The organism is Chengkuizengella sp. SCS-71B (genome assembly GCF_040100845.1).
Classification (GTDB): Bacteria; Bacillota; Bacilli; order Paenibacillales; family KCTC-33759; genus Chengkuizengella.
Genome location: NZ_JAZHSH010000001.1, coordinates 1,007,558 through 1,032,485 on the forward strand (window position 1 = coordinate 1,007,558; position 24,928 = coordinate 1,032,485).

Below are 24,928 nucleotides of genomic sequence, written 5' to 3' on the forward strand. Positions count from 1 at the left end.
TCATTTAACATGACTTCTTTACAAAATATAAGGAAGTGAAATATATGGATAATAGAAAATGTAACCGTGAAGCAACGGGAGATTGCGCCACAGCGTTAGGTAGAAATACCGTAGCTAGTGGAGACAATTCTCTTGCTGAAGGTAGAAGTACGAGATCAAGCGGAGAGAATTCTCATTCTGAGGGAAGAGATACAATGTCAAGCGGAGATGCTTCACACTCTGAGGGCAGAAGCACAATGGCGAGTGGTGATGCTTCCCACACAGAAGGAAGAAATACCACAGCTAGTGGAGATTCTTCTCATTCGGAAGGAAACGACACCGTAGCACAAGGTGATAATGCCCATGCGGAAGGAGAAGGTACGCAAGCGATTGGAACAGCTTCCCATGCGGAGGGAGCAAGCTCAAAAGCGAAGGGGATTCAATCCCATGCCGAAGGAGATTGTACAACGGCATCTGGAAGCTACTCACACTCACAGGGAACTAAAACGAAGGCAGAAGGGGAAGCTTCCCACTCGGAAGGACGAAATACTACATCCAGTGGAGATTATGCGCATGCTCAAAACAGAGATACCGTAGCGCAAGGGGATAATTCTACCGCGGAGGGATTAGGTTCTCTTGCCAGAGGGTTAAACAGTCATGCAGAAGGATATATTACACAGGCTGATGGAGAAAATGCGCATTCAGAGGGTAGAAACTCAAAAGCAACTGGAGACAATACTCATGCTGAAGGTAGAGATACCGTAGCCCAAGGAGATAATTCTCATGCTGAAGGAGAGGGAACGTCAGCAACAGGTATCGGTGCTCATGCAGAAGGAACAGATACAGTTGCTTCTGGTGAACAATCTCACGCAGAAGGACTACGTACAATGGCTCTTGGTGACTTTTCTCATGCAGAAGGACAGGGATCGATATCCGAAGGAGTAGCTTCCCATGCGGAAGGAAGTCTTGCTATAGCCCCCGGAAATTTTGCACATGCGGAAGGATTTGTTACTTTAGCGACCGGAGAAAATTCCCATGCCGAAGGTAATGGTGCAAGAGCCCAAGGAATATCGTCCCATGCCGAAGGAGAGGGATCGATAGCCGAAGGAGAAGCTTCCCATGCGGAAGGGTTTATTACTGAAGCCAATGGAGATAATTCCCATGCTGAAGGAGAAGGAACGACAGCGGAAAGAGAAGCTTCCCATGCGGAAGGAAGCAATACAAGAGCAGGGGGCTTTGCTTCTCATGCGGAAGGGTTGGAAACAATAGCTAGTGGAGAAGCTTCCCATAGTGAAGGAATATGCACAAGAGCTACAGACGCATCCTCTCATGCGGAAGGGGAGGATTCTTTAGCCGCTGGTCCGAGTTCTCACGCCGAAGGAGAACTTACAACTTCTTTAGGAGTGGCATCCCATGCCGAAGGAAGACTTAGCTTTTCGTTTTCTGATTTTTCCCATGCGGAAGGAAATAATACAGAAGCATCGGGAGAAGCTTCTCATGCAGAAGGAAATAATACAGAAGCATCGGGAGAAAATTCACACTCTGAGGGAAGAGGAGCAGAAGCATCGGGGGATTTCTCTCATGCTGAAGGATTTTTCACAGAATCAATTGAAAGATCCTCTCATGCTGAAGGAGAACAAACAACATCCGGTGGAATAGCGTCCCATGCAGAAGGAAATCGTACGACAGCCCTAGGATCCGCCTCTCATGCTGAAGGATTCCTTACTGAAGCCAACGGAGAAAATTCTCATGCAGAAGGAGATGGAACGACATCTGAAGGAGATGCATCTCATGCCGAAGGATTAGACACTGAAGCGATTGGTGAAGCTTCCCATGCAGAAGGGTGTAATACGGTAGCCTTAGAAGATTGTTCTCACGCTGAAGGAAGCAATACAAGAGCGGAAGGTTTTGCCTCTCATTCGGAGGGTTGTGATACGGTAGCCTTAGAAGATTGTTCTCACGCTGAAGGGGACAATACAAGAGCGGAAGGTTTCGCCTCTCATTCCGAGGGTTGTAATACGATTGCATCAGGTGAATGCTCTCATGCAGAAGGAAACGGTACAGATACAAATAATAGAGTGAATGCACATATTATGGGCCGATCAGGTCAAGCGGTTGAAGATAACTCGTGGCATTTAGTGAATGAAACCTTAATGGCTTTGATTAATGGAAATACGGGAGATGCTTGTTTTGCAGGTAAAATTACTTCTGGTAGAGGATGTGATTTTGCTGAGTTGTTTGAAACGTTGGATGGCAAACCTATCGATGTCGGATACTTTGTCACAACAAAAGGCGATAAAATAAGGAAGGCGACAGATCAAGATAACTATATCTTAGGTGTAACAAGTGCTGTCCCTGGATTCTTAGCAGGTAGTTCCGGTTATGAATGGAATAAGAGATATATGGTGGATGAGTGGGGGCGTGTATTATATGAAGAAGTTACCGTTCCAGAGGAAAAAGATGAGAATGGTAACATTATTTCACATGAGCGAATTGAAAAAAGACAAAAGCTGAATCCAGAATATGATCCTGATAAGCAGTATGTTCCAAGAGCAGAAAGACCAGAGTGGGAGGCTGTTGGATTAACTGGCCAATTATTGGTAAGGGACGATGGGACATGTGAAGTAGATGGATATTGCAAACCTAACGCTGAAGGTATTGCATCAAGAGCAGGTAGAGGTTATAGAGTGTTAAAACGAACAGGTGAAAACCAAATTTTAATTATTGTAAAGTAACATCAAAGGAGAGGTGTATAATGGAAAGCAGAGAAAAATTAAGGGAAGAGTTGTTAGAAAAGGCTAGGGATAAAACCAGTGATCATAAAACAAGGGAAGATAGAAGAGAATGGTTAAGAAAAGAGTTATCAGAAGCCATGGCCAGGGAAAAAGACAGAAAGAATGAAATCCTTGAAGAATTAAAAAGTTCTATGGATAAATATGAAGAAAGAATGAAAGATTCAAAAGTGAGTAAAGAACGTATAGAAAAGAGACGTAAGCGAATAGATGAGCTCATTCAAAGGGTTGAAGAGCGAAGTGAACAATCATTAAAAAGATTACAAGATAGGATTTAGAAGTAGTCTAGTTTGAAAGATTAAACGGTTAACAGAAAGGGCGTAGAAATACGTTCTTTTTTTATTGGATTAACAATGCTTATTTATTTCAAATATCCGTATTCACACAATCATAAGGAGATTAAATAGCGTAATATATACTGTAAATACTGTTGCTTTGAGACTTTGGGATGCAGCAAACACCCATTAAATTATCTCTGACCAAGGAGCTATTGCTGCATTTGATGGTAAAATATCTGCTCCCGGAATTTTGATGAGTCCGGAATCTTTTGAAGTGACCTATGAGCTTCTACGAAATGGGAATGTTATTGCTACGATCATTTCCCTATAGTAGATAATATTCCAAGCGCTGGAGTCAATAAGTATGAACTTAGAATTACAAGGGTTTTTGCAACAATTGTTATCTTTGTTGGCTCTAGAAGCTTAAAAGCCACAGTATTTGAATGCTAGATACAACCAGCCGAATGTTGGAGCAAGTCCAGAATCCACGACAACAAATAATGTTGTCAATGATTATTGAGTAGAACCTATACATTTGAAATGGTATTATAGCACATTTTCAAACAATCAAGTCACTTGTCTATACCAAATGAATTGTATGAACATAGAATATATTGGTTACCTACTATTATGTGCTCATTAGAATCTCTCTACGGAAAACCTCACTATTCAATGTAGTGAGGTTTTACTAAGTTTCATTCAAAATATTAAAAATGTGCGCTTGTATCAGAATACCAGTCCAAACAAAATATTTTTCTGAACATAGAATATATTATTCCAAGTGTAAAGGAGGGGATTTTCATGGGTTACTACGGTGGTTATGGTTGCCACGGTGGCGGCGGTTCTGGAGCAGTAATTGTTTTAGTTCTATTTATACTCTTAGTTATTATTTTAGCAGCTGCCATCTTTGTTTAAATAAATAAACAATTTCAACAAAAATTGAAACATAATATCTATAAGATTAGCTCATATATATATATCTACGAAACCTCACTATTTATATTGTGGGGTTTTAATCTATGAAAAATATGTACTTGCCCTAGGACACCCATCCAATCAAGTAGAATTTCCTAACATAGTATATAGTACATCATATATAGAAAGGAGGGATTAACATGAGCGGACACGGTGGTTCTGGAGCTGCTATAGTTCTAGTCCTTTTTATTCTTTTAGTTATCATTTTAGTTGCTGCAAGTGGAGGTTCGAGATATGGTTCATGTTGTGGAGATTCGAGAAGTGGTTTAGGTGCAGCATATCTTGATGAAAGGTTTCCATTCCCTGTTCTGTAAAAAGTATAGATAAAGTTATTCGGTGATAACCCTGCCAATTCAGAGCAGGGTTCTTTAATGTCAATATTTTTTAACTCAGGGACCCTTTGCCGTCCTTTTTGTATGGTTACTTATCTACGTGACGAAGAACAACCGAGAAAATAGACTCTATAATACTCTAGATGAATTAATAGATTAAAACCCCACTACATAAATAGTGAGGTTTACATCATATTGATTTTTGAAATTGTTCTAGTGTTATTTATACTCTTAATCCATCATATGCCTTTATTAGTGTTTTGATTGGGCGCTTGTTTTGGAAATATTAAATTGTATTCTTGTCAGGGGTAAAGATTATACTACAGAAATAAGGAAAACCTCACTGTTAGTTCTTTTTGGTAGATTCAAATGAAGAACCTTTTGTGCGAATGTTAAGGGGTATTCGTCCAAGCAAAGGTATCAGGTGATGCATACAATATAATTGAAGGATAAATATAAGGAGTTGTTTAAATGAATCATTTAAAAAAATCAAAAAAATCAAAAAAATCAAAGATTATCAAGACCTCTTGCGCAGTATCTACATTTGATAAATACGACATTATTCACATTTCAGTACTAAACCCAACCAATAAATGTTGTAGAGGTACCGTGAAAGTAATAGATTGGACAGATGCGAATAATGGAGTCGTGGTAAGTGATGAACCCTTCCAACTATCTTGTGCGCGTAAGGATTATAACGTTACGGCTATTGGAGAACACTATGAAGTGATGTATTGCACAAATGATCCCAATTGTTGTGTAAGTTTTTATGCACTTACGTCTGAGGGGCCTAATGAACCTTTCGGAGAGGAAACGTTTGGTTTTACCCCAAATCAATTTGTAAAGATATCGTCACACTGCCTGTGTTAACGTCATAAATAAGAAAGAAGCCATTGAAGGTTCCCACTACAAAAACCCAGTGACTTCTTTCAACAGAGCTTAATCATAATAAAGGAATAGATAAATTAATAAGAAGTCCATCCCCCTCAACCTGACCAAAGGTTCAATGGATGGACCTCAACAAAGTAATTCGCCATGTATAATTATAACTAATTTATATTAAATTTACAATTATATGTTAATAAGTTATAATAGATATGAACAACTACATTTCCATGACTTTTTAAGTTGAAAACCACCTCGAAGGGTGGTTTTTCAATTTTCTAACGAGTCTTTATCGTAATACTAGTAATACTCTCATTGTTCGTTTTTGTAATTATTAACAAATAACTATTTTCCTCTTTCGATATAAAATATGTTTTACCAAAATTAACAGCAGTCATTGTCCAACCATCTTTTAACAATTGTCTGATATAGGTATTATTAATAATCTCATGATCTTTTTTAATTTCAAAGCTCACATGTGTTGATGTTGATTCAACCTCATCTACATTCTTTGGTATTGGAAAATTATTAAATACATTTATATGTGTAAATTCAACATATGACTCACTTTTACTATTATTTTGGCACCCAACCACAGACAATAAAAACAATATACTAATGAAAATTTTTAAATTTTTCATTTATTTAATATACCTTAAAAACAATCAAATTTGAAATGGAAGGGAGTATCGGTTATCCTAAATGTAACTAAAGAGAGGTTACAACCTTCAATTTATTTGTTGGTTGTGACCTCTAGTATATTTGTTATGGCAATTATTTGGAAGCACCTTTTCGACTCCTAAGAACTAGAGATTACATGTTATTATTCAAACCTAGCTGTAAAGTGGTGTGATCCTCCAATTAAATAAAATGTTTCATCAATTTCTGCTAAACCAAATTTTTTCATAGAGATAGGCATATTATATTCTGAATTCATACTGACTAATTTATATTCTTCTGCGGTGGCAATGTCGCCCTCATCGTTTACACCACCAAACGAATATAATTTATTATCTAATGATATAGCGCTATGATGATACTTAGGTATAAAATTGGGGTTGAAAATTTGCCATGTATCTGTCTGTGGATTGTATTCATTATAAATATAATTAAATGAGTTAGTAAACGGTACGCCTCCAATGATATAAATTTTCCCGTTCATTTCAACTGCTTGAAGGTGCTTTTTACCTGCAGGCATGTTGGCTTTTGTAGTCCATGTATCCGTCTTTGGATCATATTCTTCAACTATGCATGAAGGATCTCCATTTGTTCCTCCAATTACATAAATTTTTTCATTCACAACTGCAATTCCAAACCCACTTCTAGCCGTTGGCATGTTCGTTTTAGAACTCCAAGTATTGTTCCTAGGGTCATATTCTTCAACTGTATTTAAAAATAAATTGCCTTTTTTACCTCCGATAGCATAAATTTTTCCGTCGACTGCTGCTACACCAAGATCGCTTCTAGCTGTAGGCATACTTGCTTTGGATACCCAAGTATTGGTTTCAGGATGATACATTTCATGTGCATTAAGGTCTTCCTTATTGTGGTATCCACCCACTGCATAGATTTTTCCCTCCAATGCGGTAACACCTAATTGATTTCTTTCTGTAGGCATCGGTGTCTTAGATATCCAAGTAAACGAAGGAATACCTACAGCATCAAAGGCTGCTGTCACAGTAGACACTTCTTCACTATTCTCACCATATAAATCCCTTGCTGATTGAATCACTGAGGTTCGTAAATGTTGGAACGTAGATCCCATACTTAAATATTGAGTTAACGTTCTGTAGAAAATATCACCTAATTTTTCTTTCCCAATGCCGTCAATATTAATGTCAGAATAATAACCGCCTTCACTAATCAAATAAGCTGCCTTATTACTAATCCCAGCATTGTAATGTACTCCTGTATCTTCATTATATTTGGAATAATGATCTATAATTGGATCTCTCATATTTCGTATACCATAAGGGGGAAAAACGTCTTCACCGATAAACCAATCTGGATTTTGGTTTTCATGAAACTCAATTAATGTTGCAAATATGTCTGATATAGACTCATTGATAGCACCTGAGTGATTAGTAGGAAATAAACCAGCTGTCATTCCTATTACGCCATGAGTATATTCATGAGCAACGATATCTAATCCAGAAGACAAGGGTGTACCATTTTCGCTATAATCACCAAAGAAAACTGCATTCCCTCCAGTTGACCGAGCCCCATTATATCCATCATGAACAATGACCCTCATGATAGCACCTTTGTTATCTACACTGTCACGAGCGAAAACTTGTTTATAGTAGTCGTATACTATTCCTGTAAAAAAATGCGCATCCACTGCTGCAGCATCATATTTAGAATCATATATATTATCATGATCTTGCCATAGAACAAAGAATGGATCTCTAGTCGTTAATCCATCGTAAGTGATAATCCCATTTCCTCTTGAGTTATCTTGTAAATAGTATTTGGAGTCTGAGGATAGCACCGTATTTAATGTTCTTGTATGTCCAAGTCCTCCTATACCTATCCCTACGGTGTTTTCCCCTTTAACGGAATGGATTTGATTAAATTGCGAAAGAATATCCCCAGTGAGAGTGTCAACAAAATAAATCCAATTACCTAGCTCAGGATAATAAAAGTTGAAATGAACCATATATACATAATTAGATTTATTTTCCTTAGAATAAATGACCAATTCTGCTTTAGGTTCTTTTTCATATATGGGTTTATTATTTAAACTATCCCACAAATGATTCTCTGCAATGATCTTAGCTTCTTGCTGCTTTTTTATATTTTCTTGTTTTAATTTTAATTTTTTTTCTAAATCTGGGATTATTGTTCCTGAAATATTATTTAATACTCCGTTTTTATCGACATGTGCAGTAATTTTTGCACCATAAACAGGGATATTGTTATACACTTGCTGTAAACGGAAGAATGAATAACCTAATGAATCTACGAATTGTTCAACTATGATAAATGATTCTTTGGATGAATCTTTAAATTTGAGTAGGTCTTTTTTTGAATCTAAATATTGGAATAGAACGTCTTCATGATTTTTTGATGATGGGAGTGTTAATTGACCAGAAATAAATAAAGGCTCTTCTGCTTTCTCACTTATGAAAATCGTTTCTGAAACAGTAGGTTCTAAATTTGGAAGTTGAAATGGTTGATGAATGACGAACAATAGAAAAAAACATAAAAAAAACAGCGATAATCCTTTCATAGATGATTTCTCCTCTCAATTTTGTTGTCCGATGATTATTCGCTTTTCTTCTTCGAAAGTATTGGTGCTTTTCCACTTCATTTTGGATGATAAGTAAGATGGATTGACCCTCTACTCATATGGATGGTTCCATTTAATACAGTAGAATCAAATTGGATGATATTTATAGGAATACTCGTTTTCAATAACCACGTGTTGGTAATTGGATCATATTCTTCTATGATTTTTGAGATGTTGCCCTTATTGTCGAATCCTCCAATGGCAAGTATTTTTCCATTTAATGATTCAGCCCTAAGATGATGTCTCTCTGTAGACATATTGGCTTTCATAATCCAAGAATTAGTGAGTGGATCGTATTCCTCAACTGTATTCAAAACATTCCCATTATATCCACCCATTGCAACTATTTTTCCATCTACTACAGCGGACCCCAAAAGAGTTCTTTCCGTATGCATATTAGCCTTTATAGTCCAAATATTTGTGAGCGGATCATATTCTTCAACCTGATTTGAATAGCCTTCTTTGATAGTTCCTCCGATTGCATAAATTTTTCCATTTACAACAGATATACTTAACCCATTTCTAGCCGTAGGCATATTGGCTTTTGCAGTCCAAGTATCGGTAATTGGATCATATTCTTCAACCGTATTTAAGAAGCTTTCATTATATCCCCCAATCACATAAATTTTTTTATCCACTACAGCAACTCCATGGCCTCTTCTAGCGGTAGGCATACTTGCTTTTGTAGTCCATGAATTGGTGAGAGGGTCATATGCTTCCACTGAATTTAAAGAGCTTCCGTTATATCCCCCGATCGCATAGATTTTCTCACTCACTGCAATAACAGCTGGATAGATCCTTTTTGTAGGCATGGGTTTTTTTGCCTCCCAGGTAAATTGAGTTTTAGAATTTGGATGATAAGCAAGGTGGGTTGAACCTTTAATCATATAAATGATATTATTTAATTCAACAGTATTGAATTCTGATACATTTATAGGAGATTCACTGGATATGCTCCAAGAATCAGTGAGAGGGTTATATCTTTCTTGAGTATTTTCTAATCCACATTTATTACCAATGACATAGATATTTCCATCTAAGGTTGAAGCACTTAGAGAATGCTTTGCATTATACATACTGGCTTTAGTATTCCATTTATTGGTAATAGGATCATATACTTCTACTATTTTTGATGAAGGTGAAGTGTTTGTAGCTCCTCCAAAAGTATAAATTTTTCCCTCAAATGCAGCAATTCCAAGGGTTCTTTTGGCTATAGGCATATAGCTTTTTATCTCCCAAGAATCAGTAATAGGGTCATATTCTTCAACATGATTTAAAGTGGATCCATTATATCCTCCAATGGCATATATCTTTCCATTTACTGCAACCACTCCTAGACTATCCCTAGATGTTGGCATACTGGTTTTAGTACTCCAAGAATCAGTAACTGGGTCATATACTTCAACTGTATTTAAGAATGTTCCATTCTTTCCTCCAATGGCATAAATTTTCCCATCGATTACAGCAACTCCAAAATTCCCTCTAGCGGTAGGCATACTAGCTTTTTTACTCCATGTATTCGTTTCTGGATTATATTCTTCTACTTCGGATGTGCTTTGATATCTATCACTTGTAAATCCTCCTATTACATAAGTTTTTCCATTTACTGAGGCAAATCCAACTTGATCCCTTGGCGTTAACATAGGTGTTTTTAATTCCCAATGATCTTTATGGTTCATTTCTTCTTTCATACCTGCGGATTTAATTGACGAATCACTGTTACATGGTGGTGTGATTAATTTTTCTGGAATTGATAGAGGGTTGTTATCAATTGTTGAATTACTCAATAACAATAAAAATGAACAAAACAAAATTGAGACTCCCCGGATATATCGTGCCACGAATCATCTTCCTCTCATTAATTTGATGATTAGATCATTCAAACCATAAATACTGGATTGTTATTTTCAAGTTATAAAATAACATAAATTATTAAATTTGGTTTTGTTTTACATTATGGTAATGGGACTAGAAAAGTCCGCCCACTTTTACATTTGAGAGAAAATTAGTTCAAATTACGGGGGAAGAATATCATGCTATTTATTTAAATCTGTAATATTAAATTCATTAAGAAAAAGGATATTCAGAGTAGAATATCCTTTTTCCGTAATTCTATATGTCATATGTCAAATTAACTATCTTGTCTCAATCGTAACATCTAAATATGCACCGCCGTTACTTGTTTTAACATTTTTTAATTCAACGGTTTCACCTGGTTGTGGCGAGATTTGAATTTCACCTAGGCTATCATCTGTACTGGTTCCGTCCGAGTCAGCAACCTTTATTCTGATAACTGAACCAGGCTCTCTAGCGATATATATTGTATTGGATTCACTGCTAAAATCAATGGAACTTATCGAATTATCATCAGTACCCCAAACAGGATAATATTTTGTTCCGTTAGACTTGGCATTGTTTTTCTTCCATACTCTTTCGCCGATATATTTTTTGCCATCTACCCACATATCAATGTATAAATCATTTTCATTGTTATAATCTTCTGCTTTGATTGGTTGAACCCAATTAATGGTGATTTTATGTGTCCAATATGAATTGTTAATATACTCGTGTGAGAAATTCCCTAATTGATTAAAATGAGCATCAAACAAGTAGGCAGGATCACTTACAAAAACACCTAAACCAACTGAACCATTATCTTTATGATCTGTGTCAGCCCAGTTCCAAGGAGCATTTGCGCCTCCATCTCCTACACTAGAGCCAAAACTACCGAAAGATCGAAATGGAGTATTATTATAACTTGTTTTTAGCTCCCATATTTCGTCAAGAGATAACATATCATATCCATATACATGTTCGTATTTAGGGGCAACTAAGGATGGTATTTCCGCTTGTCCAGTATATTCATAAATGATAGCATCATTACCTACTCCTACTTCACCTGTATAAGCTTGAATATCATGGCCATGAGGAGTTGTATTTAAAACATATTGACCATTTGAAGAGATGAAAATTTCTGGATGGCTACCGTTATATAGAGAGACTGGACCATCTATCGTTTCATAACCTTCACTTAACGAGCCATTAGCATATTGATAAAAATCACTATGTCTGACTGTGTTCATAGCTACAAATTCACCAGTTCCACCGTTCTTCTTAATACCTAACATGATTCCTTCTAAATCATTTTCGTGGGCTTCATCTCCAAAAACACCCCAATCTGGACCATCATCTCGTGGATGATAAAAATAATACCCTAGAAAATAATGTGTTTGTGTTTCAGAAACAGAGGTATATACGTAAGCTTCAAGTGCTTCATTATCTACCGTTTCCCATTGATTGGTGGAAATCCAATCTCCGTCTAAGTCAAATCTAGTAATAAAATCTGCCCTTACATCATAATCGGGATTAACATCATGATATACTCTTGGTGACCAATGTTCTAATAGCTGTTGATATGATATTCCTTCTGCACTGATAGTATCATCGGGGAAAGCGCTTACTTTTTGAGGGATAAAAAGTAAACAAACAAGCATTAAACATAAAACCATTTTCTTATTCAATTGTCATCTCACCTTTCTGATTAAGTTTTATCACATTCACAGTATATCATTATTTTGAAACTAAATGGTACTCTTTATTTATTATTAAATAAATTAATAAACAAAATAGACGTGATTTTTAAAATAAAACACGTCTTGAATCATCACTTTGGGTAATTGATAATATTTAGGATTCTAGCGGTTTTGTAGGGTTCCAAGGACCTAATTGATGCCCTTTCCACTCTGAACCATCCTCCCAAATTTCTTTTTTCCAGATTGGAACAATTTGCTTTAACCGTTCTATGGCGTAACGACTTGCTTCATAGCAGTCATCTCTATGGGGAGAGGATACAGCAATCACTACACTAATTTCACCTACTTCTACTTGGCCTAAGCGATGGGTAATGGCAATTAGAACACCATTCCATTTTTCATTAATTTCTTTGCCTATTTGTTCAAGCGTTTTAAGTGCCATCGGTATATATGCCTCATACTCCAAAAGTACTGTTTTTTGCCCATGTGTGAATTCTCTTGTCGTTCCAATAAATGAAATGGAAGCTCCATGGTTTGGGTGAATGACTTTATTTGTAACCTCTTCTACACTAATTTTATCGTATGTAATATGATAATGATTCATGAAAAATCTCCTTTATGATAGACCTAATAATATACAGCTTTCTATTTTATATTGAATTGGGATATCAACTTTTTATATATAGTTTAATACTATTTACAATATTATCATTTTATTTTAAATGTAAAGAAAAATCCATTCACATTTTAAAAATCACATTTTAAGTAATTTTTAAAAGAAATTTACAGTTTGAATATGGAAATATCCATTAGATGGCAGTAAGACTGTGGTATAATAATTCAATAAAGTATGATTTTATTTTGATAGGAGTTTTAATAAATGAACATACATATTTATGAAGATAAAACAGAAGTGCTTACCCTATCTGTTGAACAAATGAAAAAAATGGCATCAAAACATTTTCCAATAAATGAAAGAGTACCAGGCATAGATGGAAAAGCATTTGAATTAGTAAGTTGGTATGAATCATGGACGAAAGAAGCGACAAAACCAACTCATTTAAAAGTTGAAGCTGCAGATGAATTTCAAGCCATTATTCCATGGATTGAACTCGATTCAGCAGCTATATTATATGAGCAAAATGAACAACCGTTAAAAAAAGGAAAACCTATACGATTATATGTGCCTAACGGTACTAGTGATTGCCTTAATGTGAAAAGTATAGTGAACATGTTTTTTATAAGAAACAAACAGTTAGGGGATGAATCATCATTTGGTTTTAAAAATAAACTAGATGTAAATGATCTGAAAAATCAATATATGAAAAACAAATCCTAATTATGATTGTGGTATAGCATTAATATATGTTGATGAACAAGAAATTATTGGTTTAAGGGGGATCATATGGATACTCAGAAATTAACTATTTTACACACCAATGATATTCATAGTTTTTTTGAAAACATGCCCAAAATTGCAACAGTGTTTCGTGAATTTGAAAATAAACTCCCTAAAGAACAATTATTAAAGATAGACTGTGGAGATCACATGGATCGTATGCGCATCGAAACAGAAGGAAGTTATGGTTTAGCCAATATAGAAGTTTTAAATCATACAGGGTATGAAATTGTCACATTAGGTAATAATGAGGGTTTAACATTTGAACCAAATCTTTTGTCTGAGTTGTATGAAAGACATGCAGATTTTCAAGTGTTAGGCAGTAACATTTACGATATAAAGTCTGGAAAAATTCCAACCTGGTTAAAACCATATTCAATACTAACTAAAGGGAAATTAAAAGTGGGGCTTATTGGTGTTACGATTGATTTCTCTCTTTTTTATGAGTTGTTAGGATTAGATGTAAGAGAGCCTCTAACAGTGATTCAAACTTTAGTAGAAAAACTTCGATCGCAAGTAGATATTATCGTTGTCGTATCACATCTAGGTTTGCCCACAGACGAAAAAATGGCACATGAGATTCAAGGAATTGATTGTGTGCTTGGAGCACATACACATCACTTGCTTAAAGAACCAATTTATATAGGTAATACTATGATTTGTGCCGCTGGTAAATTAGGTCAATATGTTGGAATGATAGAGATAGAGTATGATTTTGGACTTGGTCATATAAAGAAAAGAACTGCAAGAGTAATTAGTGTTTCTAATTATTTAAATGATAAAAAAATTCAAGAAATGATTGAAAAATATAAAAAGATCGGAATAAAAAAATTAAGTGAACCAATCTCTGAAATTGAAAGAGAGTTAGAGATTAAGTGGGATAGAGAATCCTCGTTAGGAAACTTATTAGCTCAAGGTCTAAGATCATGGACAGATGCTCAAATTGGGATTGTAAATTCCGGTCAAATATTGAAGGGTTTAACAAATGGAAAAATTACCCGGGAAATATTACTCGAAATTTGTCCATCTCCAATTAACCCTTGTCGAATGTGGTTAAAAGGGAAGCAAATTAGAGAAGCGTGTGAACAAGCTCTTTTACTTGAGTTTCAACAAAAACCGATTCGTGGTTTTGGTTTTAGAGGAGAAGTGTTAGGTATCTTAAGCTTTGATGGGCTGAAGGTAAAATATGTTGATCAAAGAGTGGTCAATATATGGGTAGGAGAAAACAGATTAGAAGATGAAGAAGAATATTTAGTAGGAACGATAGATATGTTTACATTCGGTATCGGATATCATTCTTTAAAAAGCGGAAAGGACATAGAGTTTTATTTACCGGAATTTTTAAGAGATATCTTGTTGCAACAAATTCAAAATCCCGAAGAGATTACAAGAAGTAGAGATCTGAGATGGATTGAGGATTAAACAAGGAAATAATATAAATTAACTTCACTGAATGATAAAAACCACTTTTTGATCAATATTTTATTTCAAAAAGTGGTTTTTTGTGCAACAAATGCAACACACTATACTCCCAAAAAAAAGTGAATGACGAGCTCAGGAGTTAATCGCATAACGCTGCTTTTTTTAGAATACATTAGTGGTACAAGGATTCACAAAATTTTGCTTGATATTTACCGCATTAAATGGAGGAGTATAATATGACAGATATTTGGATTGCAGTTATACAAGGAATCGTAGAGGGTTTAACAGAGTTTTTACCGGTTTCATCTACAGGGCATCTTATTTTATCAGGTCATTTACTTGGATTTGTAGGGGATAAAGCAGAAACATTTGAAATTGTAATTCAATTAGGAGCTATATTAGCAGTAGCACTTCTTTATTGGAGACGTTTACTTCGTTTAGTTGGATGGGAAGACCCAAATCATCAAAAACAATCGCAGAAAACTTTAACATTGGTTCATATTTTTTTAGCAATTATACCTGCTATGTTATTAGGTTTTTTATTACATGGATTTATTAAAGATTATCTTTTTACACCTAGAACGGTATTGGTAGGATTAGTTGTCGGTGGTTTGTTCATGATATTTTCAGAACGAAAATATACTATGGTGAAAGCAAGAACGATGGATGATTTAACCTATCGGCAAGCTTTTCAAATTGGAATAGCACAATGTTTAGCATTATGGCCTGGGTTTTCTAGATCAGGTGCAACAATAGCAGGCGGTTTATTATCAGGAGCTAATCTAAGAACATCCGCTGATTTCTCTTTTTTAATTGCCGTGCCTATGATGGTTGCCGCTAGTACATATGATTTAATTAAAAATTTTGATCAGTTCAGTTCAGAGGATGTTACATTTTTTGTAGTTGGATTTTTTGTCTCTTTTATTGTTGCGTTGTTAGCCGTTGTTTCTTTTTTGAAATTGTTAGAGAAAGTAAAACTATCTTCCTTTGCCTATTATAGATTTATTTTAGCAGGTGTTTTCTGGTTATATATGGTGGGAGTAGGATTAGATTGATATGTGGTATATCACAGTTATGTGATATAATGAGATTTAGTTTCATATTAAACAGTATGAATAAATTTTTTGTAAATTAGGTGCTCATACAATGATAATTACATCAAAAATAGACCAAAATGAAAATAGATTGAACATAAAGGAAGATCCTTGGGATCCAATTCATTCATTAAAAAAACATGGGAAACATGTTCTTACGAGTATAGAATTAACCATCTCCAACCTATGTAATATGCGTTGTGAGCATTGTGCAGTAGGAAATTCACTAGCATTTACGGAAGAGAAGAAAATACCATTAAGTTTGATTTTGGAAAAATTAGATGAAGTAGAACATCTAAAGACAATTAGTATTACGGGGGGAGAGCCCTTTTATCAGTTTCAAACTGTAAAAGAATATATTTTACCTATACTAAAATATGCAAGAGAAAGAGGGGTTAAAACTCAAATTAATTCTAACCTCACACTAGATTTTGCACGATATGAGTTGATCGCTCCTTACTTAGATGTAATGCACATTTCCTTTAACTATGAAAACGTAGAAGATTTTTATCAAATTGGATTTGCTCGAGCTAATCGTCCCACTAGCATATTTGCAGCCGAAAAGTTGTATAAGCAAATGATCTATAACTCAATCGAGTTAAGTAAAGGTGGGTTATTTATCTCAGCAGAATCGATGCTTAATGCTCGAACACATGAAAAAATAGTGACTATACATAAGCTTATAGATGAAATGGGTTGTGAGCGTCATGAGGTTCATCCAATGTATCCAAGTTCTTTTGCACAAAATTTACCTTTGTTATCCGTAAGTCAAATCAGAGAGGTGATACAAAGGTTACTTGAAGGCAGAAATAAAAATATCTGGATGTTGTTTGGAACTTTACCTTTTTATTTTTGCAGTGATGATATCCATGATCATAAACTTTTAACAAGGTTACAAAATGAACAAAATGTTACTGTACGCAATGATCCTGATGGACGCAACCGTTTAAACATAGACTTATTTAATGGTAATATACACGTTACAGATTTTTCTGATTTATCAGCAGTTGGAAATATAAAGGATCAAAAACTAGAGGAAGTATTTGAAAAATGGATGGAGCATCCCATCAATCAAACTGTAAATTGTTTTTGCTCAGAAGTGAACTGTTGTGGTCCAAATTTATTAATTAAAGATGCTTATTACAAAAATATTGATTTCAAAAATAGAAAAGCAATTTTAAACGTATAAAAAGAAGGTGCAGTTATGTCATTAAGAACAATACTAGTCATACTAATAGGTCTTGCATTTTTATATGCACTTTTTACAGTTGGCTTCCCGTTTTTATTAGCATTCTTGATTGCGATTTTCCTTGAACCATTGAATCAACTGCTAATGAAATATGCTCGATTTAATCGTTTAACATCGGCGATTACTACATCCACCTTATTTACATTATCATTATTAGGTGGAACCTATTTACTTGGGCAGAAAGTATATATCGAATTTATGCATTTTATCAATAAAGTTTCTAATTTTATTACAGATGAAAAGTTTTATGATAATCTCAGAAATTATTTTGAAATGGAGATTATAACATTAATCCCTCCGGGTTTTGAAGATCAATATACAACATGGATTAATAAAAGCATTGATGTTTTGACGACCACATTACCAAAACTCATTACACAAATATCAACTATCGCTAGTAAATTTCCAAATTTATTTTTTGACTTATTTATCGATTACATCGTGTTTTCAGTAGCAGTATATTTATTTAGTTTTAGTTTACCTATGATGAAAACTTCTTTTTTATCCATTTTTGATGAAAAGTGGAGAGGAAATGTAGATAATGTATTAATGAATTTACGAAGCTCGATCTTTGGGTTTATTCGAGCACAGGTTATTTTAAGTAGTTTAACTTACATCGTTGCTCTAACTGGTTTATTAATTTTAGGTGTGGACTATGCATTAGTGATTGCGTTATTAATTATTATTGTTGATCTATTACCGATCTTAGGTACAGGCTCATTTATTATGCCATGGGCAATTTATAATTTTATCATTGGCAATATTTTTGTTGGGGTAGGATTAGTTGTTTTATTCCTAGCAATAACAGTATTCAGACGTATTGTAGAGCCTAAAATTTTAGGTAAGTCTATCGGTATAGGTGCTTTATCTGCTTTAATCAGTTTATATATTGGTTTTCAATTGATGGGGCTTGTAGGTTTGTTCCTCGGTCCATTGGTTGTCATTTTATATCAAGCGATGCGTGATGAGGGATTAATAAAAATTAATATTAAGTTTGATTAAAAATAATAAATCCATAATTACAAAAATAGTTAAAGTTCAATTCAAACGTCTCTGATGAAAATCAGGGGCGTTTTTTCCTATCTGCGAGTTTTCTTATTTTTTGTATATTTTCTGGGGGAATGCCCATACCTTTTATAGGCGAATATCATATGATGTATGGTAAATAAATGTGAAGGAGGAGTAAAGTTGTATACACAAACAAAAAGGTATTACCCATATATTAGTCCATTTGATCCATGTCCACCTATCAGAGTAAAAACTTATTCAACCCCCCCTGAATTATATGTAGGATTCCAGGGGATGAATCTGCCACAATACAATCCTTCTGAGGCTTTAAACCGTGGTACTTTGTGGCCTGTTTTTTATAGTCCATATCCAGATATAATAAGTGGTAATATAAATAAGTTTGGAGAGAATCAGAAGATAAATAATCAATCTGTTGAATGAAAGGAGAGAGAGTAGTTGAAAGAAAATGAAAATTTAAAAATGGATGATCAATATTATAAATGCTTGAGGCGTTTACAAGAGATTGATTTTGTACTATTGGATCTCTCAATTTATTTAGATACACATCCATTTGATCAACAGGCTGTTGCACAGCTAAATCAATATTCTCAAGAAAGACAAATACTTTATAAAGAATACGAAAAATGCTATGGTCCACTATATGAATTTGGACGTAGTTTTTCAAAATATCCTTGGGAATGGCCAAAAACTCCTTGGCCTTGGCAAGTTTAGAGAAATGTTTATTTTAGTTTTGAATTATAGGTAGATTTAGGAGGATATATTATGTGGGTTTATGAAAAAAAATTGCAGTATCCTGTACGTGTAAGTAAGTGTGATCCAAGAATGGCAAAATACTTATACGAGGCTTATGGCGGTGCTGATGGGGAATTGGCAGCAGCTTTACGTTATTTGAACCAGAGATACTCCATTCCTGATAAAGTGATTGGTTTATTAACAGATATTGGAACTGAAGAGTTTGCACACCTAGAGATGATTGCAACCATGATTTATAAGTTGACAAAAGATTGCACGCCACAGCAGTTAGAGGCTGCGGGATTAGGTTCTCATTATGTAGCACATGATAATGCACTATTTTATAAAGATGCTTCAGGTAATTCTTTTACAGCATCATACATTCAAGCGAAAGGAGATCCCATTGCAGATTTATATGAAGATATAGCTGCTGAAGAAAAAGCAAGAGCGACTTATCAATGGTTAATAGATTTAACAGATGATGTAGATTTACAAGACAGTTTAAAATTTTTAAGAGAAAGAGAAGTTATTCATTCCCAGCGTTTTCGTGAAGCTGTAGATATTTTAAAATTTGAAAGTGATAGGAAGCAAATATTTTGAACACGTATAATAATTCCCACTGGCATTAATAAGCTGGCTGGGAGTTTTTTTTATCAATTTTTCACATTTTTTATAGAATAATCGTTATGATATAAGTATAAAAATCATCAAGTTCAATACACAATTTACCGTAGTGTTATATTCTAGCAAGAAAGGGGTAATCAAATTGATAAACAAAGATCAGATCGTAGCAACTTTTTCAATAGTTGGTTTTGATCCAAAAACAAAGGAACTTGGCATTGCTGTTCAATCAAAGTTTCTGGGTGTGGGAGCGGTGGTACCATGGGCTAAAGCAGGTGTGGGGGCAGTAGCAACACAGTCCTTTGCAAATACATCTTATGGACCTAATGGTTTGGAGCTGATGGCTAATGGAAAAAGTGCACAAGAAACGATGGATTTATTAGTAGAAAAGGACGATGAGAAACGTTCTAGACAAGCAGGAATTGTTGATGCAAATGGGAATTCAGCTACTTTTACAGGAAGTGATTGTTATAACTGGGCGGGAGGGATCGCTGGTCCAAATTTTGCAGCACAAGGAAATATCCTTGTTAGTGAAAAAACAGTTGAAATGATGGCGGAAACATTTAACAACAGTGAAGGGGAACTTTCTGTACGACTGTTATCTGCTTTAGATGCAGGACAAAGTGCTGGGGGGGATAGTCGAGGAAAACAGTCGGCTGCATTATTAATTGTGAAGGAACAAGGTGGTTATGGAGGTTTTAATGACAGGTATATTGATTTACGTGTAGATGATCATCCAGAGCCTATAAAAGAATTAATCCGTTTACACAAGTTACAACAACTATATTTCTCAAAAACTAAATCTAATCATATTTTAGGGATAAAAGGAGAGATAAGAGTACAATTAATTTCTATATTATCCCAAATGGGTTATCTATCTACAACAGATGTGAGCGATGAACAGTTAAATCGTGCTTTAAAAACCTTTATACATACTGAAAATTTTGAGGAACGTGACTTAGGTGTTGGAAGAATAGATAAGGAAGTTTTGGAGTTTATGAAAGGAATAGTAAAGAATAGACATTAAATTTGTTAATATAACAATATTTGATGAAAATAGTAGAAACATATGTTTAACCACTTGAATATCTAAAAAACTAAAATGTTACTAAACCTATGATCGCACGTATTCAAACCTTCTCTACCAATTAAATAAGCCAGTAGATCTTCTCGAGGATCTATTGGCTTGTTCAGTATAAAAAATGAACATTTAAATTTAGTATTATTTAGAGTTCTTCTCAGGCTTCAATATACAACATAATTCTTCTGACAAAATGTGATTTACTTCTTTCATGTTGATGTTATAGTAACTCCATGTACCCTTTGTTTCTTTTATAATAATATCAGCATCTAAAAGAATCTTTAAATGATATGATAATTTTGATTGAGGCATCCCAATAATTGGAATCAGATCGCATACACACGTTGAACCTTGTTTCGTAAGAATATTCATGATTTGTAGTCTTTTTTTGTCTGCTAATGCTTTAAATTTTTTCTCATATTTTTCAAAAGACTTATCTAGTTCATTTTCTATTACAGGAATTTCTTTTAACATGTTGATTCACCTCTTAAATCAATTATACTTGATGAATTGGAAAATAGAAAGGGAACATAGTTATGGCTATAAATATTTAAAAAATCATTTTCGTTTTCGAATTGCTCCAATAGGTGAATTTCCATTTTTGTATAACCAAAGAGCGTATTCCAGTGGTCTAACAACAGCTTTAATGTAAGTTTCCTCCTCATCTATTTTTAAAAAAACCTTTCTTGCAGGTTTGGGGTTTACTTCCAAAAGCCATATTTTACCTGAACGATCAACAGCAATATCTAAAGCAAGTTCACATAGTTCATAGTTTTGGGATTCTAACTCTGTTACAACTGCATAACTCAATTGTTCCATATTTTGTTTGATGGATTTGATTTGATGTTCTTTAAACCAAGATTTTAATAAACGGTCAGCAGGAACAGCATAGCCTCCACCATGAAGATTTGAAGTGACACTTCCTTTAGCTCCTATTCTTCCAGCACAACCAGTAACAACCCATTCACCTATGTTGTTTTTTTGAATTAATAACCGATAATCATGTACACTACCACTATCTAATTTGATATCAATACCTTGTTGTGCCATGTATTGTTTTTTTGCATTTAAGTTTTTACATAATCCAAGAAGTTGAGATTTATTTACAAGTTGTTTAGGAATGATTTTACGATTATGTTTTCTTCCTTGAATTAAATATTTTTGGTCTTTTGTTTTTTGTATTTTGAGAATTCCCGCTCCTCCTGTACCATTGATCGGTTTAAAAAAAGTTTCTTTTGAACGATTTGTAAATTGCAATAAATCGTCGAGTTTCGTTATTAATTTACTGTTAGGTAAAAATTCCTTTACGGAATTATTTTCAGATAATTTCTCGTGCACAATCCATTTGTTGGATAATGGGCGATTTAAATATATAATGCGGGGATTTTTTTCTCTAAATCTTTTAAGTTGTTTAAAACGGGATGTGGCTTGATATCTGCATCTATCAAAAATAATATTGGGGAAATCAGTCCACTTTCTAATCCATTTTGATTTTGTTTTATTATAAAAGTAGGCATAAATCCTTTTGTTTTTCTCATCTACATTTTCAGGTGAAAAGAGAAATATTTTCATTCCCATTTTTTCACCTTGTATCATGAGATTTTTTAAATAACTTCTTTCATCAAATTGTTTTTTAGAATTTATATATAAAGCCATAACACCTAGGGCGGGTTTTGTTGTCAATTTTTCTCCCTCCTCTTTAGAATATGTGTTCTTTTTTGAGTGTTCATTAAAAACTGACTGTATTTTATTATATTCGTAAGAGATTGGTTTCGAATATGGGGTTCATCAAACTTCATCGGTCTTGAATTCGCCTCAAAAAACCATATCTTTCCTTTTTCATCTATACCTAAATCCATCGACATCTCACCTAATGGATAAGTGGATTCACGTTCAATTTGATTACAAATTTTAATAGTCACTTTTCTCACATTTTCCAATAATTGATCTGCTTTTTCCTTTCCAAAGTATGAAGTTAACAGTATACTTGGCTCATCAATTTTCCCGCCTCTTGGCACATGTGTTGTGATGCTCTTCGCACCTGCAACTCTGGCGCCAATACCAGTTATATTCCATAATCCACTCCCATCTTTTTGAATAAGTACACGTAAATCAAAAGGGTTATCATAATTTTTTACTAGTTGAATACCTTGCTGAATAATATATTTTCCAGGTCCTGTATTTTTTTTGATCGTTTTATGCAAAGCTTGGATTGTTTTAAATTGATAGGTACCGATTGATTTCTTTCTTTGAATTTTCAATTCATACGGTAGTTCTCCTTCATCTTTCATAGCTCTTACCCTCATAATACCGCTTCCAGCCTTGCCTTTTATAGGTTTAACATATAACGTGTCAAATTGTTTTAACAAAGTATTCGTTTCTTTCCACCCCTTTAGTCTTTGTGTAATAGGAACATAGATTTTTGTTTTATTAGATTTTTTTAACCACTGAAATAAACTCCATTTGTTAAAAAAAAACGGATTAAATAAATGAATATTTTGATTTTTCAAACACTTGAGAATTAAACGTTTTGTTGATGGAAGAGCCTCATACTTGCGATAAGAAATTCGATTATATAAAACTTTAGGTAAAGGGATTTTTATTCTTCTCCATTGGTTATAGGTAGGATCAAAATGATAACCAAATATTTGCTGTTGATTTAACCTTAAATCTTCTGTAGTAACGACATATACATTTTGATTGTTTTGCTGGCCTTTGGTTATGATATCAATAAAATTTTCTTTATTTCCGAGGAAATCATTTTTTTTATTAGCTAAAGTTAAAATACCAATGATAGGTGCTGCTTCTACTACTTTGCTTTTCACTTTTTTGGTTGTTTTTCTTTTTGCTTCTTTCATCTTTATAAATTCCTTCCTGTAGTTCGCTGTTTGCTTAAATAAACACAGTAATCAAAAATATATTTAAGTTGATTTGAACTACGTGCTTTTAATGAAGGGTGTTTAAAAATAGAACGACCAGGGATAGAATTGGCTTCAAACATCCAAACTCTACCATCTTTATCAATTCCAATATCAAATCCAAGCTCACCAACTAAATGTGGATGTTTACGTTCAATCGTGTTTGCTAAACGAGTGGTTACACGTTTTGCCTCTTCGTAAATTTCACTGCTGCGAGAGCCTTTAAATACTTGTTTAAGTGTATCTAATGTTTCCATGACTTGCCCACCTGATTTAACATGAGTCGTCACACTTCCCCGCCCTGCTTTTTTTGCAGCAATTCCAGCAACAGCCCAATCATTATTTCCATCTTTGTTAAGATGAAATCGAAAATCTATGGGGCGATTATCAATTTCAATTAATCGAATCCCTTGTTGCAATATATAATCTTTAAAGCTTTTTCTTTTAAAAAATTTCATTAGACTTGAAAAACTTGAAAATCGTAACAATTGATTTTTTTTGTTTTTTCTAAACCTTACAAAATATCCATTGTTAGGATGGTAAGTGATTCTGAATATACCAATACCCAAACTTCCTTTTGTTGGTTTTAAGTATATAAATCGATGTCTATCCAGCATGTCTTTAATATCTTGAGAAGAAGGGTTGATCGTTGTTTCTGGAACATGCTGCTGACCCTCAACCGTATCTTGTAATAAGTGATATATATCCCATTTATCAAAGAAATCATAGTTGAATATAGGGATATTATGCTGTTTGAAACGATCTCTCAAAGTTTGCATAGATTGTGATTTCTGCACCACTCGACTAGTTAATCGATTATAAACTACATCAGGTAGAGGAACAGTTTTCTTTTTCCATCGATTATTGGAGTCGATAAAAAACGCTGTGACTGTTTCATCCCTCCAATTGACGTCTGCAAGTGTAAATGCAAAATAAAATGCTTGTTTAGACCCTATTTTTAAGTATTTTTTTGCAGCATAGGATCTATCACCAAATGGCATTTGCATTGTGCGGTTAGGAGCATGACATAAAATTCCGATTAATGGTCCAAGTTTAATTTCATCTTGTTTATTTTGGATAATGTAGCTCTGTCCTTTTCTCGGTAATTGAATTGCATTTCGAACGGAGTTAGGAATATATAAATGCTTTCCTCTTCTTTTTATTCTTTTAATATGAATGTTTACTTTTTTTTCACCTAATCTTAATTTTATGGGCCGGTTTCTGTCTAACCTTAAACTATGCATCAAAGCATTAGACACATAAATGGTATTATCTTTTTTATCTGTAAAATGAATCATACTTGTTGTCACACTCATT

Annotated in this window: 22 protein-coding genes and 2 pseudogenes; 15 read left to right on the forward strand and 9 right to left on the reverse strand. The window is 34.2% G+C overall.

The genetic code is table 11. From position 1 onward, the window contains the following. Window positions 1-44: 44 nt before the first annotated feature. The 6 genes and pseudogenes from VQL36_RS04955 to VQL36_RS04980 all read left to right on the forward strand — a co-directional run bounded on the left by VQL36_RS04955 (window position 45) and on the right by VQL36_RS04980 (window position 5,226). Complete coding sequence (locus tag VQL36_RS04955) at window positions 45-2,714, forward strand: peptidase G2 autoproteolytic cleavage domain-containing protein (protein ID WP_349248252.1); 2,670 nt, start codon at window positions 45-47, stop codon at window positions 2,712-2,714. Between the two features lie 20 nt (window positions 2,715-2,734). After that, window positions 2,735-3,049, forward strand: a complete 315-nt coding sequence (locus VQL36_RS04960; RefSeq protein ID WP_349248253.1) for a hypothetical protein — start codon at window positions 2,735-2,737, stop codon at window positions 3,047-3,049. An 801-nt stretch (window positions 3,050-3,850) separates the two neighbouring features. After that, entirely contained in the window at window positions 3,851-3,964 is a 114-nt protein-coding gene (locus VQL36_RS04965; protein WP_349248254.1) for a sporulation protein YjcZ, read from the forward strand. 200 nt (window positions 3,965-4,164) lie between these two features. Continuing rightward, window positions 4,165-4,338: a sporulation protein YjcZ gene (locus VQL36_RS04970; RefSeq protein ID WP_349248255.1), complete on the forward strand. Its 174-nt coding sequence runs from the start codon at window positions 4,165-4,167 to the stop codon at window positions 4,336-4,338. A gap of 61 nt (window positions 4,339-4,399) precedes the next feature. After that, window positions 4,400-4,501 (forward strand): annotated as a pseudogene (locus tag VQL36_RS04975) (BhlA/UviB family holin-like peptide); the annotation flags it as partial. Window positions 4,502-4,827: 326 nt separating this feature from the next. Further along, entirely contained in the window at window positions 4,828-5,226 is a 399-nt protein-coding gene (locus VQL36_RS04980; protein WP_349248256.1) for a hypothetical protein, read from the forward strand. 293 nt (window positions 5,227-5,519) lie between these two features. On the opposite strand, the gene VQL36_RS04985 is transcribed toward VQL36_RS04980, so the two are convergent. From VQL36_RS04985 to VQL36_RS05005, 5 genes and pseudogenes are all read right to left on the reverse strand, one after another. After that, window positions 5,520-5,843: a hypothetical protein gene (locus VQL36_RS04985; RefSeq protein WP_349248257.1), complete on the reverse strand. Its 324-nt coding sequence runs from the start codon at window positions 5,841-5,843 to the stop codon at window positions 5,520-5,522. A gap of 221 nt (window positions 5,844-6,064) precedes the next feature. Next, on the reverse strand, window positions 6,065-8,473 hold the full coding sequence (locus VQL36_RS04990; protein ID WP_349248258.1) for a M4 family metallopeptidase: 2,409 nt from the start codon (window positions 8,471-8,473) through the stop codon (window positions 6,065-6,067). Between the two features lie 77 nt (window positions 8,474-8,550). Then, window positions 8,551-10,344: a Kelch repeat-containing protein gene (locus VQL36_RS04995; RefSeq protein ID WP_349248259.1), complete on the reverse strand. Its 1,794-nt coding sequence runs from the start codon at window positions 10,342-10,344 to the stop codon at window positions 8,551-8,553. A gap of 324 nt (window positions 10,345-10,668) precedes the next feature. Continuing rightward, the gene (locus VQL36_RS05000; RefSeq protein WP_349248260.1) at window positions 10,669-12,054 is read right to left on the reverse strand and encodes a hypothetical protein; all 1,386 of its coding nucleotides are present in this window, start codon (window positions 12,052-12,054) and stop codon (window positions 10,669-10,671) included. 166 nt (window positions 12,055-12,220) lie between these two features. Then, window positions 12,221-12,661: pseudogene (locus VQL36_RS05005) on the reverse strand (molybdenum cofactor biosynthesis protein MoaE); the annotation flags it as partial. Window positions 12,662-12,946: 285 nt separating this feature from the next. On the opposite strand from VQL36_RS05005, the gene VQL36_RS05010 reads away from it, so the two are divergent. The 9 genes from VQL36_RS05010 (at window position 12,947) to VQL36_RS05050 (ending at window position 20,639) form a co-directional block, all read left to right on the forward strand. Then, on the forward strand, window positions 12,947-13,405 hold the full coding sequence (locus VQL36_RS05010; protein ID WP_349248261.1) for a hypothetical protein: 459 nt from the start codon (window positions 12,947-12,949) through the stop codon (window positions 13,403-13,405). 66 nt (window positions 13,406-13,471) lie between these two features. After that, window positions 13,472-14,887, forward strand: a complete 1,416-nt coding sequence (locus VQL36_RS05015) for a bifunctional UDP-sugar hydrolase/5'-nucleotidase (RefSeq protein WP_349248262.1) — start codon at window positions 13,472-13,474, stop codon at window positions 14,885-14,887. 236 nt (window positions 14,888-15,123) lie between these two features. Further along, window positions 15,124-15,942: an undecaprenyl-diphosphate phosphatase gene (gene bacA / locus VQL36_RS05020; RefSeq protein WP_349248263.1), complete on the forward strand. Its 819-nt coding sequence runs from the start codon at window positions 15,124-15,126 to the stop codon at window positions 15,940-15,942. 91 nt (window positions 15,943-16,033) lie between these two features. Beyond that, on the forward strand, window positions 16,034-17,170 hold the full coding sequence (yfkAB, locus tag VQL36_RS05025) for a radical SAM/CxCxxxxC motif protein YfkAB (protein ID WP_349248264.1): 1,137 nt from the start codon (window positions 16,034-16,036) through the stop codon (window positions 17,168-17,170). 15 nt (window positions 17,171-17,185) lie between these two features. Next, window positions 17,186-18,232, forward strand: coding sequence for a sporulation integral membrane protein YtvI (gene ytvI / locus VQL36_RS05030; protein WP_349248265.1), 1,047 nt, complete (start codon window positions 17,186-17,188; stop codon window positions 18,230-18,232). Between the two features lie 186 nt (window positions 18,233-18,418). Beyond that, window positions 18,419-18,679 (forward strand): spore coat associated protein CotJA, encoded by a 261-nt coding sequence (locus tag VQL36_RS05035; RefSeq protein WP_349248266.1) that lies wholly within the window; start codon window positions 18,419-18,421, stop codon window positions 18,677-18,679. 15 nt (window positions 18,680-18,694) lie between these two features. Next, window positions 18,695-18,970 carry a spore coat protein CotJB gene (locus VQL36_RS05040; protein WP_413789475.1) on the forward strand — a complete coding sequence of 92 codons (276 nt, stop codon included), beginning with the start codon at window positions 18,695-18,697 and terminating at the stop codon, window positions 18,968-18,970. A gap of 51 nt (window positions 18,971-19,021) precedes the next feature. Next, a complete protein-coding gene (locus VQL36_RS05045; protein ID WP_349248267.1) occupies window positions 19,022-19,591 on the forward strand; it encodes a manganese catalase family protein in 570 nt (189 codons plus the stop codon). A gap of 160 nt (window positions 19,592-19,751) precedes the next feature. Further along, window positions 19,752-20,639 carry a DUF1028 domain-containing protein gene (locus VQL36_RS05050; RefSeq protein WP_349251125.1) on the forward strand — a complete coding sequence of 296 codons (888 nt, stop codon included), beginning with the start codon at window positions 19,752-19,754 and terminating at the stop codon, window positions 20,637-20,639. Between the two features lie 195 nt (window positions 20,640-20,834). Here the strand turns inward: VQL36_RS05050 and VQL36_RS05055 are convergent, their stop codons facing one another. The 4 genes from VQL36_RS05055 to VQL36_RS05070 all read right to left on the reverse strand — a co-directional run bounded on the left by VQL36_RS05055 (window position 20,835) and on the right by VQL36_RS05070 (window position 24,927). Further along, the gene (locus VQL36_RS05055) at window positions 20,835-21,167 is read right to left on the reverse strand and encodes a metalloregulator ArsR/SmtB family transcription factor (RefSeq protein WP_349248268.1); all 333 of its coding nucleotides are present in this window, start codon (window positions 21,165-21,167) and stop codon (window positions 20,835-20,837) included. Window positions 21,168-21,251: 84 nt separating this feature from the next. Further along, a complete protein-coding gene (locus VQL36_RS05060; RefSeq protein WP_349248269.1) occupies window positions 21,252-22,376 on the reverse strand; it encodes a YheC/YheD family protein in 1,125 nt (374 codons plus the stop codon). Beyond that, window positions 22,373-23,551 (reverse strand): YheC/YheD family protein, encoded by a 1,179-nt coding sequence (locus VQL36_RS05065; protein WP_349248270.1) that lies wholly within the window; start codon window positions 23,549-23,551, stop codon window positions 22,373-22,375. The genes VQL36_RS05060 and VQL36_RS05065 overlap by 4 nt, the downstream gene beginning before the upstream one ends. 2 nt (window positions 23,552-23,553) lie before the next feature. Then, entirely contained in the window at window positions 23,554-24,927 is a 1,374-nt protein-coding gene (locus VQL36_RS05070; RefSeq protein ID WP_349248271.1) for a YheC/YheD family protein, read from the reverse strand. Window position 24,928 lies beyond the last annotated feature (1 nt).

Coding starts and splice junctions, on each gene's coding strand:
- VQL36_RS04955 (WP_349248252.1), top strand. CDS start 45: ATGGATAATAGAAAATGTAACCGTGAAGCAACGGGAGATTGCGCCACA.
- VQL36_RS04960 (WP_349248253.1), top strand. CDS start 2,735: ATGGAAAGCAGAGAAAAATTAAGGGAAGAGTTGTTAGAAAAGGCTAGG.
- VQL36_RS04965 (WP_349248254.1), top strand. CDS start 3,851: ATGGGTTACTACGGTGGTTATGGTTGCCACGGTGGCGGCGGTTCTGGA.
- VQL36_RS04970 (WP_349248255.1), top strand. CDS start 4,165: ATGAGCGGACACGGTGGTTCTGGAGCTGCTATAGTTCTAGTCCTTTTT.
- VQL36_RS04980 (WP_349248256.1), top strand. CDS start 4,828: ATGAATCATTTAAAAAAATCAAAAAAATCAAAAAAATCAAAGATTATC.
- VQL36_RS04990 (WP_349248258.1), bottom strand. CDS start 8,473: ATGAAAGGATTATCGCTGTTTTTTTTATGTTTTTTTCTATTGTTCGTC.
- VQL36_RS05010 (WP_349248261.1), top strand. CDS start 12,947: ATGAACATACATATTTATGAAGATAAAACAGAAGTGCTTACCCTATCT.
- VQL36_RS05015 (WP_349248262.1), top strand. CDS start 13,472: ATGGATACTCAGAAATTAACTATTTTACACACCAATGATATTCATAGT.
- bacA (WP_349248263.1), top strand. CDS start 15,124: ATGACAGATATTTGGATTGCAGTTATACAAGGAATCGTAGAGGGTTTA.
- yfkAB (WP_349248264.1), top strand. CDS start 16,034: ATGATAATTACATCAAAAATAGACCAAAATGAAAATAGATTGAACATA.
- ytvI (WP_349248265.1), top strand. CDS start 17,186: ATGTCATTAAGAACAATACTAGTCATACTAATAGGTCTTGCATTTTTA.
- VQL36_RS05045 (WP_349248267.1), top strand. CDS start 19,022: ATGTGGGTTTATGAAAAAAAATTGCAGTATCCTGTACGTGTAAGTAAG.
- VQL36_RS05055 (WP_349248268.1), bottom strand. CDS start 21,167: ATGTTAAAAGAAATTCCTGTAATAGAAAATGAACTAGATAAGTCTTTT.
- VQL36_RS05065 (WP_349248270.1), bottom strand. CDS start 23,551: ATGAAAGAAGCAAAAAGAAAAACAACCAAAAAAGTGAAAAGCAAAGTA.
- VQL36_RS05070 (WP_349248271.1), bottom strand. CDS start 24,927: ATGAGTGTGACAACAAGTATGATTCATTTTACAGATAAAAAAGATAAT.